The organism is Mesorhizobium temperatum (assembly GCF_002284575.1).
GTDB classification, from domain to species: Bacteria; Pseudomonadota; Alphaproteobacteria; order Rhizobiales; family Rhizobiaceae; genus Mesorhizobium; species Mesorhizobium temperatum.
In genome coordinates, this window is the sequence record NZ_NPKJ01000066.1 from 1 (window position 1) to 17283 (window position 17283).

13 protein-coding genes are annotated in these 17283 nt (G+C 63.9%); 11 read left to right on the forward strand and 2 right to left on the reverse strand.

Annotation, left to right across the window (positions count from 1 at the left end; all coding sequences use genetic code 11):
• Nucleotides 1-164: 164 nt before the first annotated feature.
• Nucleotides 165-755, reverse strand: coding sequence for a TetR/AcrR family transcriptional regulator (locus CIT26_RS24770; RefSeq protein ID WP_095494999.1), 591 nt, complete (start codon nucleotides 753-755; stop codon nucleotides 165-167).
• A gap of 259 nt (nucleotides 756-1014) precedes the next feature.
• On the opposite strand from CIT26_RS24770, the gene CIT26_RS24775 reads away from it, so the two are divergent.
• From CIT26_RS24775 to CIT26_RS24805, 6 genes are all read left to right on the forward strand, one after another.
• Entirely contained in the window at nucleotides 1015-1272 is a 258-nt protein-coding gene (locus tag CIT26_RS24775) for a hypothetical protein (RefSeq protein WP_095495000.1), read from the forward strand.
• Nucleotides 1266-4442 (forward strand): efflux RND transporter permease subunit, encoded by a 3177-nt coding sequence (locus CIT26_RS24780; protein WP_095495001.1) that lies wholly within the window; start codon nucleotides 1266-1268, stop codon nucleotides 4440-4442. The genes CIT26_RS24775 and CIT26_RS24780 overlap by 7 nt, the downstream gene beginning before the upstream one ends.
• 16 nt (nucleotides 4443-4458) lie before the next feature.
• A complete protein-coding gene (locus tag CIT26_RS24785) occupies nucleotides 4459-5613 on the forward strand; it encodes an efflux RND transporter periplasmic adaptor subunit (RefSeq protein WP_095495002.1) in 1155 nt (384 codons plus the stop codon).
• Nucleotides 5614-6102: 489 nt separating this feature from the next.
• The gene (locus CIT26_RS24795) at nucleotides 6103-7209 is read left to right on the forward strand and encodes a mandelate racemase/muconate lactonizing enzyme family protein (RefSeq protein ID WP_095495003.1); all 1107 of its coding nucleotides are present in this window, start codon (nucleotides 6103-6105) and stop codon (nucleotides 7207-7209) included.
• Between the two features lie 354 nt (nucleotides 7210-7563).
• Nucleotides 7564-8886 carry an NAD(P)H-dependent oxidoreductase gene (locus CIT26_RS24800; RefSeq protein ID WP_095495004.1) on the forward strand — a complete coding sequence of 441 codons (1323 nt, stop codon included), beginning with the start codon at nucleotides 7564-7566 and terminating at the stop codon, nucleotides 8884-8886.
• Between the two features lie 20 nt (nucleotides 8887-8906).
• Complete coding sequence (locus tag CIT26_RS24805) at nucleotides 8907-10403, forward strand: xylulokinase (RefSeq protein WP_095495005.1); 1497 nt, start codon at nucleotides 8907-8909, stop codon at nucleotides 10401-10403.
• 142 nt (nucleotides 10404-10545) lie between these two features.
• Here CIT26_RS24805 and CIT26_RS24810 read toward each other — a convergent pair whose 3' ends face one another.
• Nucleotides 10546-11508: a sugar-binding transcriptional regulator gene (locus tag CIT26_RS24810; protein WP_095495006.1), complete on the reverse strand. Its 963-nt coding sequence runs from the start codon at nucleotides 11506-11508 to the stop codon at nucleotides 10546-10548.
• Nucleotides 11509-11941: 433 nt separating this feature from the next.
• Between CIT26_RS24810 and CIT26_RS24815 the strand changes: the two genes are divergently transcribed.
• From CIT26_RS24815 to CIT26_RS24835, 5 genes are all read left to right on the forward strand, one after another.
• On the forward strand, nucleotides 11942-12952 hold the full coding sequence (locus CIT26_RS24815) for an ABC transporter permease (RefSeq protein WP_095495007.1): 1011 nt from the start codon (nucleotides 11942-11944) through the stop codon (nucleotides 12950-12952).
• A gap of 132 nt (nucleotides 12953-13084) precedes the next feature.
• On the forward strand, nucleotides 13085-14023 hold the full coding sequence (locus tag CIT26_RS24820; protein WP_095495008.1) for a sugar ABC transporter substrate-binding protein: 939 nt from the start codon (nucleotides 13085-13087) through the stop codon (nucleotides 14021-14023).
• A 33-nt stretch (nucleotides 14024-14056) separates the two neighbouring features.
• Nucleotides 14057-15565, forward strand: a complete 1509-nt coding sequence (locus CIT26_RS24825) for a sugar ABC transporter ATP-binding protein (protein WP_095495009.1) — start codon at nucleotides 14057-14059, stop codon at nucleotides 15563-15565.
• A gap of 139 nt (nucleotides 15566-15704) precedes the next feature.
• Entirely contained in the window at nucleotides 15705-16469 is a 765-nt protein-coding gene (locus tag CIT26_RS24830) for an SDR family oxidoreductase (protein WP_095495010.1), read from the forward strand.
• Between the two features lie 8 nt (nucleotides 16470-16477).
• The gene (locus CIT26_RS24835) at nucleotides 16478-17263 is read left to right on the forward strand and encodes an SDR family oxidoreductase (RefSeq protein ID WP_095495011.1); all 786 of its coding nucleotides are present in this window, start codon (nucleotides 16478-16480) and stop codon (nucleotides 17261-17263) included.
• Nucleotides 17264-17283: the final 20 nt, after the last annotated feature.

The window sequence follows — 17283 nt, forward strand, 5'->3', positions numbered from 1 at the left end:
TTTGTGGCTTCTCCTCGCCGCCTCTCAAAGTCAGCCGAAAGAACTCAAAGCCTGATCCCTCCCATTGTTCACGGCCGACTAACCGGCCAACGGAAAATGCCCTAATGGCATAGGCGACAGCGAATACGGCTGCGCCATGACGCCGCCACGCATCAACGGCGAATTTATCTGGCCGCAGCGCCCCGGAAAGACGTGATCAGGCCTTCCGCCATGCGGACGAATTGCGCACTGGGGCCCTCGGCTCCGACGCTTTGAAGACTGACACGGGCGCCTTCAAGCAGCAGCGACAGTGTATCGGCGAGAAGTTCTGCCTGGCCGATGCCGGCATCCCGGCACAGGCCGACCAGACGGTCACGCTGGGCTTGCTTGAGTTCCTTGATCACCCGACGGGCCGGATGGTCGGTCTCGCTCAACTCGATGGCGGCGTTCGCCATGTCGCAACCGCGGCCGTCCATCATCAGGCAATCGGCTGCCATCCGAACCCAGGCGTGCAGTTGCGCAAGCTTGTCGCCCGGATGCTCGGCCTCGAACTTTTGCCACATCGCGTTGGCGCTGCATGCGGTCGCCCGCAGGCACTCGATGACCAGATCGTCCTTGGACTCGAAATGACGGTAGAGCGTCATCTTGTTGGTACCGGCGGCCTCAGTGATCGCGTCGACGCCGACGCCCTTGATGCCATGCTTGTGGAACATATCCCGTGCCGTCTCCAGGATGCGATCCCGGGGGCGGATGCGTTCCGCAGTGCCGTCTTCCATCAAAACCTCCTTGGTTTCCGGGATTTCCGAAAAATCCCTCGGTACACCTCTTGACTAGGGTGTTACCGGTCTGTAACTTCTAGATGTTACTTACTGGTAACACCCCCATTGCCTCGTGTCAATCTCGCAGGCGCCTGTGAACAGCCTCCGCCGAATCGGCCCAGGCATGAAACTGCGCCCCAGGCGACTTTGGCCGCGAACAGGAAGACCACCCGATCTGCGGCGTACGCCGCAGATCGCCAAGCCAGGAGCCGCTACGATGTCGCAGCGCAAAGATTTGACGATCGAAGAAGTTGTGAAGGATCCGATGATCCGGATGCTGATGAAGGCCGACCGTGTCGACCCGCGCTCTTTCGAGACGATGCTGCGTACCCTTGCGGATGCGCAAGGCCGCGGCCGCAAGGCGCCGCCTCGTTTCCTGGAAGACCCGGGGCAAAGCCGCAGCCGGCGGCTGTCCAGAGTGGCCAAGGCTTTTGGCCAGGCGAGAGCATCGGGCGAGGCGTACGTGTCATGGTAAACTTCTTCATCCACCGACCGATCTTCGCATCGTCGATCGCCATCATCATGGTGCTCGCCGGGGCGATCTGCTATTTCCTGCTGCCTGTCTCGCAGTTTCCCGACATCACGCCGCCTCAGGTCGTGGTCAGCGCCAACTACCCGGGCGCCAGTGCGCAAGTTGTGGCCGACACCGTCACGACGCCGCTCGAACAGCAGATCAACGGCGTTCAAGGCATGACCTACATGTCGTCGTCGAGTTCCAATGACGGCTCCTCGACGATCACCATCACTTTCGAGGTCGGCTACTCCCTGAGCACCGCCGCCGTCGACGTCCAGAACCGCGTCTCGCAGGCGGCGTCCTCGCTGCCGGCCATCGTCAACCAGGGCGGCGTGACGATCAAGAAGCAGAATCCGAATTTCGTCCTTATCGTCAACCTCACCTCGCCCGACGGCTCCGTCGATCCGGTCGCGCTCAGCAACCTCGCCTACCTGCAAGTGGTCGACCCGCTGAAGCGCCTGCCGGGCGTCGGCGACGTGCAGATCTTCGGCGAGCGGCGCTATTCGATGCGCGTATGGCTCGATCCCGACAAGCTCGCCAATCTCGGCATTACCGCCGTCGATGTCCAAAACGCCATCGCCGAGCAGAATGTCCAGGTCGCGGCCGGCAAGATCGGGCAGTCGCCGGCGCCGGCGGGCACCGCTTTCGAAATGCAGGTCAACGCGGTCGGCCGACTGAGCGATCCCAAGGAATTCGGCGACATCGTCGTGCGCGCCGATGCCGCGAACGGTTCGCTGGTGCGGTTGCGCGATGTTGCGCGCATCGAACTCGGCGCCCTGCAATATTCGTCGTCGGCCTTCTTCGGCGAGGACCCGACCGTGGTGCTCGCGGTCTACCAGATGCCAGGCTCGAACGCGCTCGATCTGCAGCAGCGCGTCAAGGACAAGATGCAGGAACTGTCGGCCCGTTTCCCGAAGGGCGTCAGCTACGCCATGCATTACGATACGACACGTTTCGTTTCGGCGTCGATGCACGACGTGCTGGTCACGCTCGGCGAAGCGCTGGTCCTGGTCGTCGCAGTGGTGTTCATCTTCCTGCAGAGCTGGCGCACCACGATCATCCCGACGATTGCGATCCCCGTGTCGCTGGTGGCCACGCTCGTCGTCATGTACATGTTCGGCTTCTCGCTGAACATGCTCAGCCTGCTCGGCATGGTGCTGGCGATCGGCCTCGTCGTCGATGACGCGATCGTCGTCGTCGAGAATGTCGAGCGCCAGTTGGAGGCCGGCCTCAAACCGCTGGCTGCCACGCGCGCGGCGATGGCCGAGGTCACCGGCCCGATCATCGCCACGACCGCCGTGCTGATGGCCGTGTTTGTGCCGGTCGCCTTCATACCCGGCGTTTCCGGCCGGCTCTACAACCAGTTTGCGCTGACGGTGGCGATCTCCTTCGGCATCTCCGCCTTCGTCTCGCTGACGCTCACCCCGGCGCTTAGCGCCGCCTTCCTGCGCCACCGCCCGGCAACGCAGTTCGTGCTGTTCCGCTGGTTCAACACTGGCTTCGAACGACTGTCGCATGCCTATGCCCATGGTGTGCGCTTCCTCATCCGCCTGCGCTGGATCATGCTCGGGGTGTTCGCGGCCGGGCTTGTCGCCACCTATTTCGTCTGGCAGCGATTGCCCTCGACCTTCCTTCCGGTCGAGGACCAGGGCTATTTCTTCGTGGTCATCCAGTTGCCGGATGGGGCGTCGCTGGAACGCACCGACGCGGTGGCGCGGAAGGCACGCGACATCCTGCAGAACACGCCCGGTGTCGACATCGTCGGCTCGATCAGCGGCTTGAACTTCCTCACCAGTGCGGCCCAGTCGAACTCGGCGGTGGAATTCGCCATCCTGAAACCATGGGACGAACGCGGCCCTGACCAGAGCGCCTCGAAGCTCGTTGCCGACGTGCGCTCGAAGCTCATGGAACTTCCAGAAGCGTTCGCGCTGAGCTTCGACCCGCCTTCGATCCCGGGCATCGGCACGACCGGCGGCTTTGAATTCCAGGTGGAGGACCTGACCGGTCGCGGCAGTGCTGCGCTCAACGACGCGACGCAAGCGGTGCTCGCCGAAGCGCGTAAACAGCCCGAACTCAACCCGCAGCAATTGTTCTCGTCGTTCTCGACCTCGACGCCGCAGTTCAACTACGACCTCGACCGCAACAAGGCGAAGCTGCTCGGCCTCAGCCTGCCTGACGTGTTCAACACGCTGCAGATCTATCTCGGCTCGCTCTATGTGAACGACTTCAACCTGTTCGGCCGCACCTTCCGGGTAACGATCCAGGCCGACAAGGATGCGCGTGCGGGTGCCGCCGACATTTCGCGGCTCTATGTGCGCAATGCCTCCGGCGGCATGGTGCCGTTGAGCACGCTCGGCAAGCTGGTGCCTATCGTTGGCCCGGAAACCGTCCCGCATTACAACAACAATGCCTCGGCCCTGATCAATGGCGGTGCCGCACCCGGCTACTCCTCGGGTCAGGCGGTCGCCGCGATGGAACGTGCCGCTGCCACGGCACTGCCGAAGGATTTCGGCTACGAATGGACGGGCATCACCTATCAGGAGCTCAAGGCCGGATCGATCGCCTCGATTGTCTTCGGTCTCGCCATGGTCTTCGTCTTCCTGATCCTCGCCGCCCAATATGAGAGCTGGGCCATGCCCTTCATGGTTCTGCTCGCGGTGCCGCTTGCCCTGTTCGGTGCCTTTGTCGCCCTGTTGATGCGCGGCATGCAGATCGACGTCTATTCGCAGATCGGCTTCGTCATGCTGATCGGGCTGGCGGCGAAGAACGCCATTCTGATCGTGGAGTTTGCCCGGCGCCGGCGCGAGGAAGGTCTCAGCATTGTCGACGCCGCAATGGAAGCGGCGCGCCTGCGGCTGCGGCCCATCCTGATGACCGCCTTCGCGTTCATCCTCGGTGTGCTGCCGCTGATGTTCTCCACAGGTGCTGGTGCAGCGAGCCGCCAGTCGATCGGCACCACCGTCTTTGGCGGCATGGTCGCGGCGACGATCCTGTCGCTGGTGTTCGTGCCGGTCTTCTATGCGGTGATTGAGCAACTGCGCGAGCGCGGCAGCAAGAGCGAACCCGTTGCCGAACCGACTGAACCAACTGCCGAACCCGCTTTCGAGCGATTGGCCGAAGCGGCCGAATAGGATTGGAGAATTGATCATGCGTAAATGGAAAATTGCGTTGGGAGCGGCCGTTGCCGTGGGGGCGATCTCGGTGGCGAGCGTTCACTTGCTCGACATGGGCAATTTCGGCCTCAACGCCGGTACGGCAGGGGCGGCAACGCCCGAACCCGCGGCGTTTGTCATGCCGGTGCCGGTGGTGAGCGTCGTCAAGAAGACGATCCCGATCTATCTCGACTATGCCGCCCGCACAGAGCCGATCCGCAGCATCACGCTGCAGGCGCGCGTACCGGGTTATTTGCAGGAGCAGGTCGCGCCCGACGGCAGCGATGTTAAGAAGGGCGACCTTCTCTACAAGATCGCTCCGGAGGATTTCCAGGCTGCCCTCGACCAGGCGAAGGCTCAGGTCCAGCGCGACGAAGCAACGCTCGACTATGCGCGTTCCAACCTTGGTCGCGGCACCGAGCTCGCCAAGAGCGGATACATCGCCAAGGATGCGTTCGACCAGCGCACCAGCAGCTTGCGCGAGGCCCAGGCCTCGCTCGCCGTGAACCAGGCGGCTGTGCGGACCGCCGAGCTCAATCTGAGCTATTCCGAAATCAAGGCGCCGTTCGCCGGGCGCGTCGGCCGCAATCAGGCCTCGGTCGGAACGCTGGTCAGCGTCGCCGGCACTGTGCTCAACACGCTGGTGCAACTCGACCCGATCTATGTCACCTTCAATCCGAGTGAAACGGATCTGGCACAGATCGAGGAAGCCCGCGCGGCGGGGCCCATCGATGTCGACGTCCTGCTTCCCGGCGATGCCGAACCGCGCCACAAAGGTCAGCTCACCTTCATCGACAACACGGTCGATCGCTCGACCGGCACCATCACCGCACGGGCGACGATCGGCAACGCCAAGTTCGCGCTGCTGCCGGGCCAATATGTTCGCGTGAGGCTGCACATCAAGCAGCAGCCCGATGCACTGATGGTGCCGCAGACGGCGTTGGGATCGAGCCAGCTCGGCAAGTACCTCTACGTCGTCGGCAAGAACAACACTGTCGACCAGCGCATCGTTTCGCTCGGGCCGACCAATGGCGATCTGGTGGCCATCTCGAGCGGCGTATCGGAAGGCGACCAGGTGATAACAGGCAATCTGCAGAAGATCGGCCCGGGAATGCCTGTCTCGCCGCTGCCACAGAAACCGGCCACCTGATACCCCCCCTTCAGGCCCGGTCCAGCGGCGCCCCCGGCTATGCCGAGGGCGCCGTTTTGCTGAGCAGTTCGACAAGGCCGCCTAAGGCGCCGGGTTTCTCAATTGCCGAAGCCGGCGCAGCCCCTCATCGCCCTGCCGGGCACTTCTCCCCGCGGAGAACGGGGAGAAGGGGGCTTGCCGCAACGCTGGCGATCCCCCTCTCCCCGTTTTCACGGGGGAGAGGGTAAGGGTGAGGGGCAGCGCCAACGACAGGAAAAGTAAGCGGCGAATTCAAATCCGTCTTGGGTCTCCGGCTCTGCCCATCGCGAGCATATCGATCTCGATTTCGAAGAATTGCTTGCCTATGCGTGCAGCCTCGAACAGGGTGCTTCCAGAGGCGCCAAGGCCGATCGCGCTGGCCCGACGCGCAACCGACCAGACGGCAGCTGAGCCGACAGAAGCCGCCAATTGGCGGTTTCGTCGCGACATCACAGACAACGGACAGAGAACGTGCAGATCAAAACCATCAAGGCCTACCATGTCGTGCAGCCCTTCGTGGACGGGCCCTACCGTATGTCGAAAGGGCGTGTCGCCGACGCGTTCGACGCGGTGATCGTCGCCATCACCTCCGACAGCGGGCTGACCGGCTGGGGCGAGATGGCGCCGCTCGGCAATTTCTACTCGCAGGCATTTGCGGCCGGCGTTCGCGCCGGCGTCATCGAAATTGCACCGCATCTGCTCGGCCACGATCCTCGCGCGTTGGCCAGTATCGGCAGGCTGATGGACACGGTGTTCAAGGGCCACCCCTACATCAAGTCGGCGCTGGACATGGCATGCTCGGATCTCGCGGCACGCGCCGCCGACGTGCCGTTGGTCACGCTGCTCGGCGGGCGCGAGAGCGAGACGGCGGAGCTCTACAAGGTCGTCACCCATGGCACGGTCGACGCCATGGCGGCACTGGCCAAGCGCATCGTCAAGGACGGGTTCCACCGGCTGCAGGTCAAGGTCGGCGGCAACGTCCATGACGATATCGAGCGCGTCACCGCAGTCGCCGCTTCGGTGCCGAAGGGCACGGTGATCTTCTGCGACGCCAATGCCGGCTGGACGCCCTATCAGGCGCGCCAGTTCACTGATGCGACGCGCGCCATCGACTACACGTTCGAGCAGCCCTGCACCACGATCGACGAATGCATGTCGGTGCGCCGCTCGCTCGACAAGCCGATGGTGCTCGACGAATCCGTCGCCTCGCTGGACGACATGCTCGACATCCACCGCAAGGGCGCGGCCGACGGGCTGACGCTGAAAATCTCGCGGCTCGGCGGCGTGACCAAGACGCGGCAGATCCGCGACCTTGCCGTCGATCTTGGTTTCATGATCACCGTCGAGGACACCGGCGGCGCCGAGATCGACACATCAGCCATGGCGCATCTGTCGCTGTCGACGCCGGAGGAGCGCCGGCTGCACGCCATTGCCTTCCACGAATGGGTGACGGTGCGCACCGCATCGAACAAGCCGCCGGTTTCGGGAAGCCGAATGGGCATTCCGGACGGGCCGGGCCTCGGCATCGACGTTGTTCCCGACCTGCTTGGCGCGCCCTTCTTCGAGGTCGGCAGCTGATATACTGGCGTGGGCCGAGCATGCCGGCTGGCGCTATCTGTTGCGCGGCTTCGTCGTTAGCGATTGGCGCAGCGGCAGCTGAGCGGCCATGAAACAGTTTTTCGCCGCACTCGCTCGCTTGCGAGAAGCGAGGTGACGGTCGTCGCCGCCTGCATCCCTAGAGATCACCGCCTTCTTCTCTGCTCCCTAGCTGACTGCGCTGCCAGGCCGCATGCCAAGGGCGCACAAATTGAAATCACAGAATGTTGGGGGACGGCTGCCGAATTGCAGGTTGAAATATTTTTCATTTGGAAATAGGAATGTTCAAAATGATGACTTCGACGCTGCGGCGCGTCAGGAACTGGAGGAAGCGAAATGGCCCATCCGCAATTTGCAGCGGAACTTTTGCAGCGCGCTGAACAGCAGGGACCGATCACCATCGGGCTTGCCGGCGCCGGGCAGATGGGCACCGACATCGTCGTCCAGGTCGCGCTGATGCCGGGCATGCGGATCGGCGCCATCTCCGAGGTCAGGCCGCAGGCGGCGATCGATGCGGCGCTGCTCGCCGGCCACGACCGCTCGGACATCGTGCAAGCCGGCAATGCAGCGGCGATCGACCGCGCCATCGAGGCCGGCAAGATCGCGGTGACCGAAGATTTGCACGCGCTGGCGGCGGCAGGCCGCATCGACGTCATCATCGACGCGACAGGCAATCCCAACATCGGCACGCTGTTTGCACTCGAAGTGATGAAGAACGGCAAGCACATCGTCATGCTCAACGTCGAGGCCGACATCACCATCGGCCGCTTCCTCAAGGAAGAGGCGCGCAAGGCCGGCGTCGTCTATACGGGTGCGGCCGGCGACGAACCGGCCTGCACGCTGGAGATCATCGGCTTTGCCAGGAGCCTCGGCTTCAACATCATCGCCGCCGGCAAGGGCAAGAACAATCCGCTGAAGATCGACGCCATGCCGGCCGACTACGAGAAGGAGGCGGCCGAGCGCAACATGAATGCGCGCATGCTGGTCGAATTCGTCGACGGTTCGAAGACGGCGATCGAGATGGTGGCGATTGCCAATGCCACCGGCCTGGTGCCCGACGTGCCGGGCATGCACGGCCCGACCGCGACGCTGGAGGAGCTCGCCAGCGTGCTTTGCCCGCGAGAGGATGGCGGCGTGCTGCATCGCAAGGGCGTGGTCGATTATTCGATCGGCAAGGGCGTGGCGCCCGGCGTGTTCTGCATCATCGAGACCCGGCATCCGCGCGTGCTGGAGCGTATGGTCGACCTCAAGGTCGGCAAGGGCCCCTATTTCACGATCTTCCGCCCCTATCACCTGACCAGCCTGGAAGTGCCGCTGTCGGCGGCGCGCGCCGTCGTCTACAAGCGCGCCGACATGGAGCCGCTCGACCATCCGGTCGCCGAGGCGGTGGCGGTTGCCAAGAGCGATCTTGGTCTTGGCCAGTCACTCGGCATGATCGGCGAGAACGACTATCGCGGTTTCGCCATGACCTGGGAAGACGCACGCGCCCGCGGCGCCCTGCCGCTCGGCCTCGCCGAGCGCGCCAAGGTGGTCAAGCCGATCAAGACCGGCGACTTTCTCACCTATGAAAATTGTGTACCCGACGATTCGATGGTGATAACCCAGATCCGCCGTCGTCTCGACCAGTCGGACGGACGGTTCGTTACGAACGCCGCCTAAATCCGCTGGATTTCCGCCTGATGGACGATGTCGTAATCGGGATCGACGCCTCGACCACGGCCGTGAAAGCGATTGCCTTCACGCGCGACGGCAAGGAGCTGTTCCAGGCGCGCGAAGCCTATCCGCTTTCAAATCCCAAGCCCGGCCATTTCGAGCAGGATGCCGAACATTGGTGGACCGCGCTGCTCGGCGCCTTGAAGCAGGTCACTGAGGCGGTTGGCGCTGCGCGGGTGGCGGCGATCTCCATCGCCCACCAGCGCGAGACCTTTACGCTGATCGATCATGCCGGCAAGCCGCTTATTCCGGCGATCCTGTGGCTGGACGAGCGCGCCCGCCCGCAGGTTATCAGGCTTTCGGCCGAACTCGGCCGCGAGGCGATCCGCGACTGGAGCGGCAAGCCGCCGGACCCGACGCCCGCGCTCTATGCGATCGCCTGGCTTGCCGAACACCAGCCGCAAGCGATCGACGCCGCCGCCGCACTCGTCGACGTGCATGGCTTCTTCGTCCACCGGCTGACCGGACGTCTGGTCACCAGCACGGCAAGTGCGGATCCGCTCGGGCTGCTCGACGTCAGGAAAGGCACTTGGCACCCTGAGCTCGTCGCGGCCGCAGGGCTGCGGCCGGACCAGTTGCCGGAACTGGTCGCGCCCGGCGCGATCTGCGGTAGGCTTAGTGAAAGCGTGGCCAGGCTGACCGGCCTGAAGGCCGGCACGCCTGTTGTCGCCGGCGCCGGCGACGGCCAGGCGATGGGACTCGGCATGGGCGTCCGTGGCGAAGGCAAAAGCTATCTTTCGCTCGGTTCGGGCGTCGTCAGCGGCTGTTATTCCCATGGGATGGCGACGTCGGACGCGTTTCGAACGCTGGTCTCGCCCACCGGCTCGGGGTTCATGCTGGAGACCGTGCTGCGCTCCGGCATGCAGCTGGTCGACTGGATCGTTCGCACCACCGGCTCGCCGTCGGCCGCAACGCTGGAGAAGGCGGCGGTGGATGTCGCCGCCGGCAGCGAGGGCCTGCTCGTCATGCCGTATTGGGCGGGCGTCATGAGCCCCTATTGGGACGGCGCGGCGCGCGGCGCCATTGTCGGCCTGTCGTTGGACCATGAGCCGAAGCACCTTTTTCGAGCGGTTCTGGAAGGCATCGCCTTCGAGCAGGCGATCGCCAGCGAGGCAATGGAAACTCAAGCCGGCGGCAAACCGGCGGCGATGATAGCTGCCGGCGGCGGCACCAACTGCGCCCTGCTGATGCGGATCATGGCAAGCGTGCTCGAGCGGCCGCTCTCCGTCTCGCCGGTCAACGAAGCCGCAGCCCTCGGCGCCGGCATGCTGGCGGCTTCGGCCGTCGGATGGTTTGCCTCGCCCGAAACGGCGGCTGAGGCGATGGCCGTGCCGCCGACCAGGCATGTCGACCCCGTCGGCGAGCTGGTCTCCGGTTACCGCGCGCGCAGGGCGATCTACCGCGACCTCTATCAGGCGACGCGCGACATCCATGCCCGCCTTGAGGCGCTCAACAAGGCTTAGAGACCGTTTGGAAACTCTACTCTGGCGGCCATCTGATGGCGTTTTCTGCGCTTCCGGTGCTCACGGACCCAAATGTCCGCTGCGCTCCGGTTCTCGAAACCACCACCATATGACTCGCCAGAGCGAATTTCGAAACAGTCTCTTAGCGGTTGAGCAGGCCCTTGGCGGCATCCTCGTCGGTGATCAGAACCGATACTTTGGTGTTGGCGAGCGCCGCCCGCATGATGGCGATTTTTTCCTGCCCTCCCGAAACCAGGATGATGGCGGGGATGTCCGACAGGTCCGGCAGCGGATAGGCGCAGACCCGGCGGTTGACCTCATGATCGACGAGCCGGCCCTCGGCGTCGATGAAATGGCATAAAATATCGCCAACTGCGCCAGCCGTCTGCAGCTCCTCGAGTTCGCTGGGCTTGATGAAGCCGTAATTGGCGATCGGACTGTCATTGGAAAACGATCCGACGCTGAGCACGGCGATGTTTGCCCGGCGCGCGCGGAAGACGACGTCCTGAACGCTGCGCTGGCTCATGAAGGCTTCGCGCTGCTCCGGCCTGTCGGCATAGACCGGTACCGGCAGCAGGAAGCACTCCGCACCGATCTTTTCGGCGAATTCCCAGGCGCTCTCGGTCGGGTTGAGCGGCTGGGCATGGGTGAGGCCGCCCAGCATGGAGACAACCGTGGTCCTGGCGATCGGCCGCCGCGGCAATTCATTGATGGCGAATTTCAGCGTCCGCCCCCAGCCAAGGGCGATGACATCGCCGGCATTCACATTGTCGGCCAGATAGGCGCCCGCGGCATGGCCGATCATCAGCGGCGCATTGCTTCGGTCAGCGGCTGACGGCACCACAATGGCCTGGCTGAGCCCGAAACGCTGCTTCAAGGCCTCTTCCAGCACCAAGCATTCGACGACGCTGTCGCGGATGCGGAACTGGACGACGCCCTCCTCACGCGCGGCGGAGAGAATGCGATGCACCTTGATGCGGCCGATGCCGAGGATCTCCGAAATCCTCTCCTGCGTCAGCCCCTCGACATAATAGTGCCATGCGGCACGGGCCTTCAGCTCGGCATCCGGGAAGCGCGAGGCCTTGTCATTCTCTATCATCGCCATCTTTTTGCCCTCCCGCGGTCGTCCGAATCCTTAAATGCCATTCAAATGGCGTATCCGACCAAGCGCCACGAAATCGATCTGCGTGCCCAGGATTCAAGATTTAAGACATCGACAGGATATCGTCTACAACGCGAGATGAAAGCCAAAATGGTCAACATTTACTTTGTCTTGGCCGTCTCGGCCTGCTCAAGCAGCCAAAACGAAGTCGCAGGATGAGAGCGGACCTGAAACGCGGCATTTCATACCCTTTCGTAAGGCAAACCGGCTGGCGGCGCAAACCGGCGTGGAATGATGCGGCGGGCCTTGACAATTTTCCGACGAACAGTTTAGCTGAACAAAATTGCATATCAAAGATAAATTGTTCACAGGGAGGTGCCTGGTGAGCAAGAGTGAGCCGACGACGCATCGCCGGATCGCTGATGGAGGAGACAAGATGGCTCTGAGCAACGGTGCAAGCGAGTTGAAGGCCGGCCCAAGTACGCAGGCCGCGGCGGGCGCGAAGCTTTCGGCCCTGTTCGCCGGAACCTTGGGACCGCTGATCGGGCTGGTACTGCTGTGCCTTGCGCTGTCGCTGACCACCGACACGTTCCTGACCGTCCGCAACATCCTCAACGTGCTCGACCAGGTCACCGTGCTCGGCATCATGGCGATTGGCATGACGTTGGTCATCCTGATCGGCGGCATCGATCTTTCCGTCGGCTCCGTGCTGGCGCTCGCCGCCATGGTGATGGGGTTCGTCGCCCATCCTGACCATCTCAATCTCGGCATGCCCGCCGGCATCGTCACGGCGCTTGTCGTTGCTGGACTTTGCGGGCTGGTTTCAGGCCTGCTCGTGACCGTCACCAAACTGCCGCCCTTCATCGCAACGCTGGCCATGATGTCGGTGGCGCGCGGTCTCGCCAACATGATCACCGACGGCTCGCAGATCATCGGCTTTCCCGACTGGTTCACCAGCCTGTCGATTATCCGCCATTTCGGCTTCCTGTCGGTCACCGTCGGCTTGATGATCGTGCTGGCCATCATCTTCGCAATCTTCCTGAACTATCGCGCGACCGGCCGCAGCCTCTATGCGATCGGCGGCAGCGCCGAGGTCGCGCGGCTGTCCGGCATACCGGTCAAGTCGCTGACCAACTGGGTCTACGCGATCTGCGGCGTGCTGGCCGGGCTCGCCGGCATCGTGCTTGCGGCACGGCTCGATTCCGTCCAGCCGAGCTCCGGCTTCGGCTACGAGCTGGACACGATCGCGGCGGTGGTGATCGGCGGCGCCAGCCTGTCGGGCGGCGTCGGCTCGATCGGCGGCACCGCCATCGGCGTGCTCATCATCGGTGTGCTGCGCAACGGGCTGAACCTGCTCGGCGTGTCGCCCTTCATCCAGCAGGTGGTGATCGGCGTCGTGATCGCGCTGGCGGTGGCCACGGATACATGGCGGCGCAGAGCGCAATGAAGAGCGGGGCGCAATGAGATTCACCCGGATGTCCGGGCGAAAACGGATCGGTGATCCGAAACTGGGAGTTGTTCGGCCAAGGGGCGCCGTGATGCGCCGGCAGGACAGATTGAACATCAACGGAGGAAACACATGCTGACCAAACGTTCATTGCTGCTTGCTGCCGCGGCCGTCATTCCGCTGCTCGGACTGTCCGAGATGGCGTCGGCCAAGGAGGCCAAGAAGCTTGGCCTTGCTGTCGCCAACCTGCAGGCCGACTTCTTCAACCAGATCAAGCAGTCCGTCGAAGCCTACGGCAAGGAAAAGGGCATCGAAATCGTCACCGTCGACGCCAAAGGCGATTCGGCGACCCAGGTCAGCCAGGTGCAGGACCTGATCACACAGAACATCGATGCGCTGATCTACATCCCGGCCGGCGCCACCGCCGCCACCGTGCCGACCAAGACGGCCAAGGCTGCCGGCATCCCGGTCATCAATGTCGACCGCAATGCCGAGGGCGCGCCCGGCGACACCTTCATCGCCACCAACAGCGTCGCATCGGCCAAGGCGGTTTGCGACTACATCGCCAAGCAGGCCGGCGGCAAAGGCGAACTGATCATCATCCATGGCCAGAAAGGCACGACGCCCGAGGTCGACCGGTCGAAAGGCTGCGGCGAAGCGCTGAGCGCCTATCCCGACATCAAGGTGGTCGGCGAGCTGTGGAGCGAAGGCTGGCATCAGGACGAAGGTTTCAAGCTGACGCAGGACCTGCTGCAGTCCCATCCCGACGTATCGATCGTCATCGGCCAGGCCGACGCGCTGGCGCTCGGTGCTGCGCAGGCGGTCAAGGTCGCCAATCCCGGCCACAAGGTCTGGGTTGCCGGCTTCGACGGCGACGTGGCGGCGCTCAGGGCTCTGAAGGGCGGCGTTTTCGACGTAACCGCGACGCAGCAGACACAAGGCATGGGCCGGCTTTCCGTCGATGCGGCGATCAAGCTGGTGGCCGGCGAAACCGTTCCCGCAGAACAGCTGCAGGACGCGACGCTGACCACCAAGGACAATGTCGATCAGTTCATCGCCAAGCATCCCTGATCCCAAAGAGTCCGGCATTTGACGAGCGGAACGATGTCCCTGGATCCCAGCCACACGCAGACCCCGCATCTGGGGCTCTTCGTCAGCGGCCTCTGCAAGAGCTACGGACCGGTCCAGGTCCTGGCCGATGCGAGCTTCGAGGTGCGGCCGGGCGAGGTCGTGGCGCTGCTTGGCGAAAATGGCGCAGGCAAGTCCACCGTTTCGAACATCATCGCCGGGTCGACCAAATCCGATGCCGGCACCATCACATGGCGGGGGAAGCCCTATTCCCCCGCCTCTCCCGCCGCCGCCATCGACGCCGGCGTCGGAATGATCCACCAGGAACTGAAGCTGCTGCCGGATCTGTCGGTCGCCGAGAACGTCTATGTCGGTCGCCTGCCGATGCGCGGCGGCCGCATCGATCGCGCGGCAATGAATGCACGGGCATCGGCGCAGTTGAAGCGGCTCGGCCTCGATGTCTCGCCGGAACGCAAGGTGCGCACGCTGCGCATCGCCGCCCAGCAGCAGGTCGAGATCGCCAAGGCGTTGACGCTCAATGCCGAGCTTCTGATCTTCGACGAACCGACAGCAGCACTTGGCAGCGAGGAAACGGAACTGTTGTTCCAGCAGATCCGCAAGCTCAAGGCGGAAGGCATGTCCTTCATCTATATCAGCCACCGGCTGGACGAGATCGCTGAGATCGCCGACCGTGTGGTGGTGATGCGCGACGGGCGCATCGTCGCCCGCCACGAGCGCGCCGACATTCCGGTGCGCACCGTGGTCGAGCAGATGGTCGGCCGCAGCGTCGAGCGGATGTTCCCGCCGCTCTCGGAACCGGGCAGCGAGACGTTGCTCGAGGTCGAGAACCTGTCCTCGCCGGAACGCAGTTTTCAGAATGTCAGCTTCTCGGTGCGGACCGGCGAAATCCTTGGCATCGCCGGGCTGATCGGCGCCGGCCGCACGGAACTTGTGCGGGCGATCGCCGGCGCAGATCCGATTTCGTCCGGCTCGGTGCGCGTCGCCGGCAAACCGGTGCACCTCAATGGCCCGGCGGCGGCGATCAAGGCCGGCGTCGTGCTGGTGCCGGAAGACCGCAAGGCGCAAGGCGTGGTGCTCGACCAGACCATCGGCGAGAATCTGGCGATCGGCAATTTCGATCATGTCGCGCCGAATGGCTGGGTATTTCCGAAGGCGGTACAGAAATTCGCCGAGGCCGGCATAAGCCGGCTCGGCGTCAAGGGCCGACCTAACCAGGCGATCAGCAAGCTTTCCGGCGGCAATCAACAGAAGGTGATTATCGCCAAATGGATTTCACGGCCGCCCAAGGTGTTCATCCTGGACGAGCCGACACGCGGCATCGATGTCGGCGCCCGCGCCGCAATCTACGATGTCATCGCCGACCTCGCCCGCTCCGGAATGGCGGTGGTGGTGGTGAGCTCCGACCTCGAGGAAGTGCTCGGTCTGTCACATCGCGTGCTGGTGCTGAGCCGTGGCCGCCAGCGCGGCATTCTCGACCGCAGCGAAGCGAGCAACGTCGCCGTCATGGAGCTCGCCACAAGCTAGGACGTGACCAGCGATTGGGGAATCGGAATAAAGCGCAGCAGGTGATACCCTCCCAAGCACCGGACCGCGCGGGGCGCCAGCTAGGACTGGCGCCCCTTCCTTCCTAGGCAGCACCGGCGGCTCAACAGGAAACATTTCGATGAAACTATTCGATCTTCATGGGGACGTTGCCCTCGTTACCGGCGCCGGCAGCGGCATCGGCCAAGCAATCGCCATCGGCCTGGCCGAGGCCGGCGCCGACATCGCCTGTTTCGGCCATGCCTCGAAAGGCGGGCTGGACGAAACCGCGCACAGGATCTCGGCTCTTGGCCGCAAGGCACTGGTGCTGACCGGCACGGTGACTTCAGAGGCCGATTTGGCAGTGGCGATCGAGCGCGCTGAAACCGAACTCGGCGCGCTGACCATCGCCGTCAACAATGCCGGCGTTGCCGCGGCCGAGCCGGCCGAGACGCTTTCGCTGGAGAAATGGCAGAAGCTCTACGACGTCAATGTCAACGGCGTGTTCCTGTCCTGCCAGGCCGAAGCGCGCGCAATGCTGACGCGGCGCAAGGGCTCGATCATCAACATCGCCTCGATGTCGGGCTCGATCGTCAATCGCGGCCTGACCCAGGCGCATTACAATTCGTCGAAGGCCGCCGTCATCCATATGTCGAAGAGTCTCGCCATGGAATGGGCCGATCGCGGCCTGCGCGTCAACGTCGTCAGTCCCGGCTACACGCTGACGCCGATGAACAAGCGGCCGGAGGTCGCCGACCAGGTCAGGATCTTCGAGCGCGACACGCCGATGGGGCGCATGGCGGCGCCGGAGGAGATGGTCGGCCCGACCGTGTTCCTGGCCAGCCGCGCTTCGAGTTTCGTCACCGGCATCGACCTGATCGTCGATGGCGGCTTCGTCTGCTGGTAGGAGAGAAAATGCAGAAGCGATTTGAGGGTAAGACGGCTGTCATCACCGGCGCCAGCGGCGGCATCGGCGCGGCGATGGCCAGGCGCTTCGCGGCGGAAGGTGCTGCGGTCGTCGTCAGCGCCATCGACCCGCGCGTCGACGCGGTCGCCGCCGGACTGAGGGCGGAAGGCGCCAAGGTCGCATCGCTGCGCATGGACGTGACGAAGAAGGACGAGGTCGCCGCCCTCTACGATCTGGCCGAACAGCAGTTCGGCCGCGTCGACATCTCCGTACAGAATGCCGGCGTCATCACCATAGCCAGGATCGAGGCGATGACCGAGGCCGAATGGGACAAGGTAATGGCGGTCAACACCAAGGGCGTGTTCCTGTGTTGCCAGGAGGCGATCGCGCGCATCCGCAAGCATGGCGACGGCGGCCGGCTGATCAACACCGCATCCGGCCAGGCGCGGCAGGGTTTCATCTACACGCCGCATTATGCGGCGTCGAAATTCGGCGTTGTCGGCATCACCCAGAGCCTCGCCAAGGAAGTGGCAAAGGAGAAGATCACCGTCAACGCGATCTGCCCCGGCATCATCGACACCGACATGTGGGCCTACAACGACGCGGCATGGGGCAAGCTGATGGGCGACTACAAGCCGGGCGAGTTGATGGCCGAATGGGTGAAGAACATCCCGATGGGCCGTGCCGGCAGCGGCGAGGACGTTTCCGGCCTGGTCAGCTTCCTGGCCAGCAACGACGCGGCCTATATCACCGGCCAGACTATCAATGTCGATGGCGGCCTGATCATGTCGTGAGCAACGGAGCAGGTTCACGC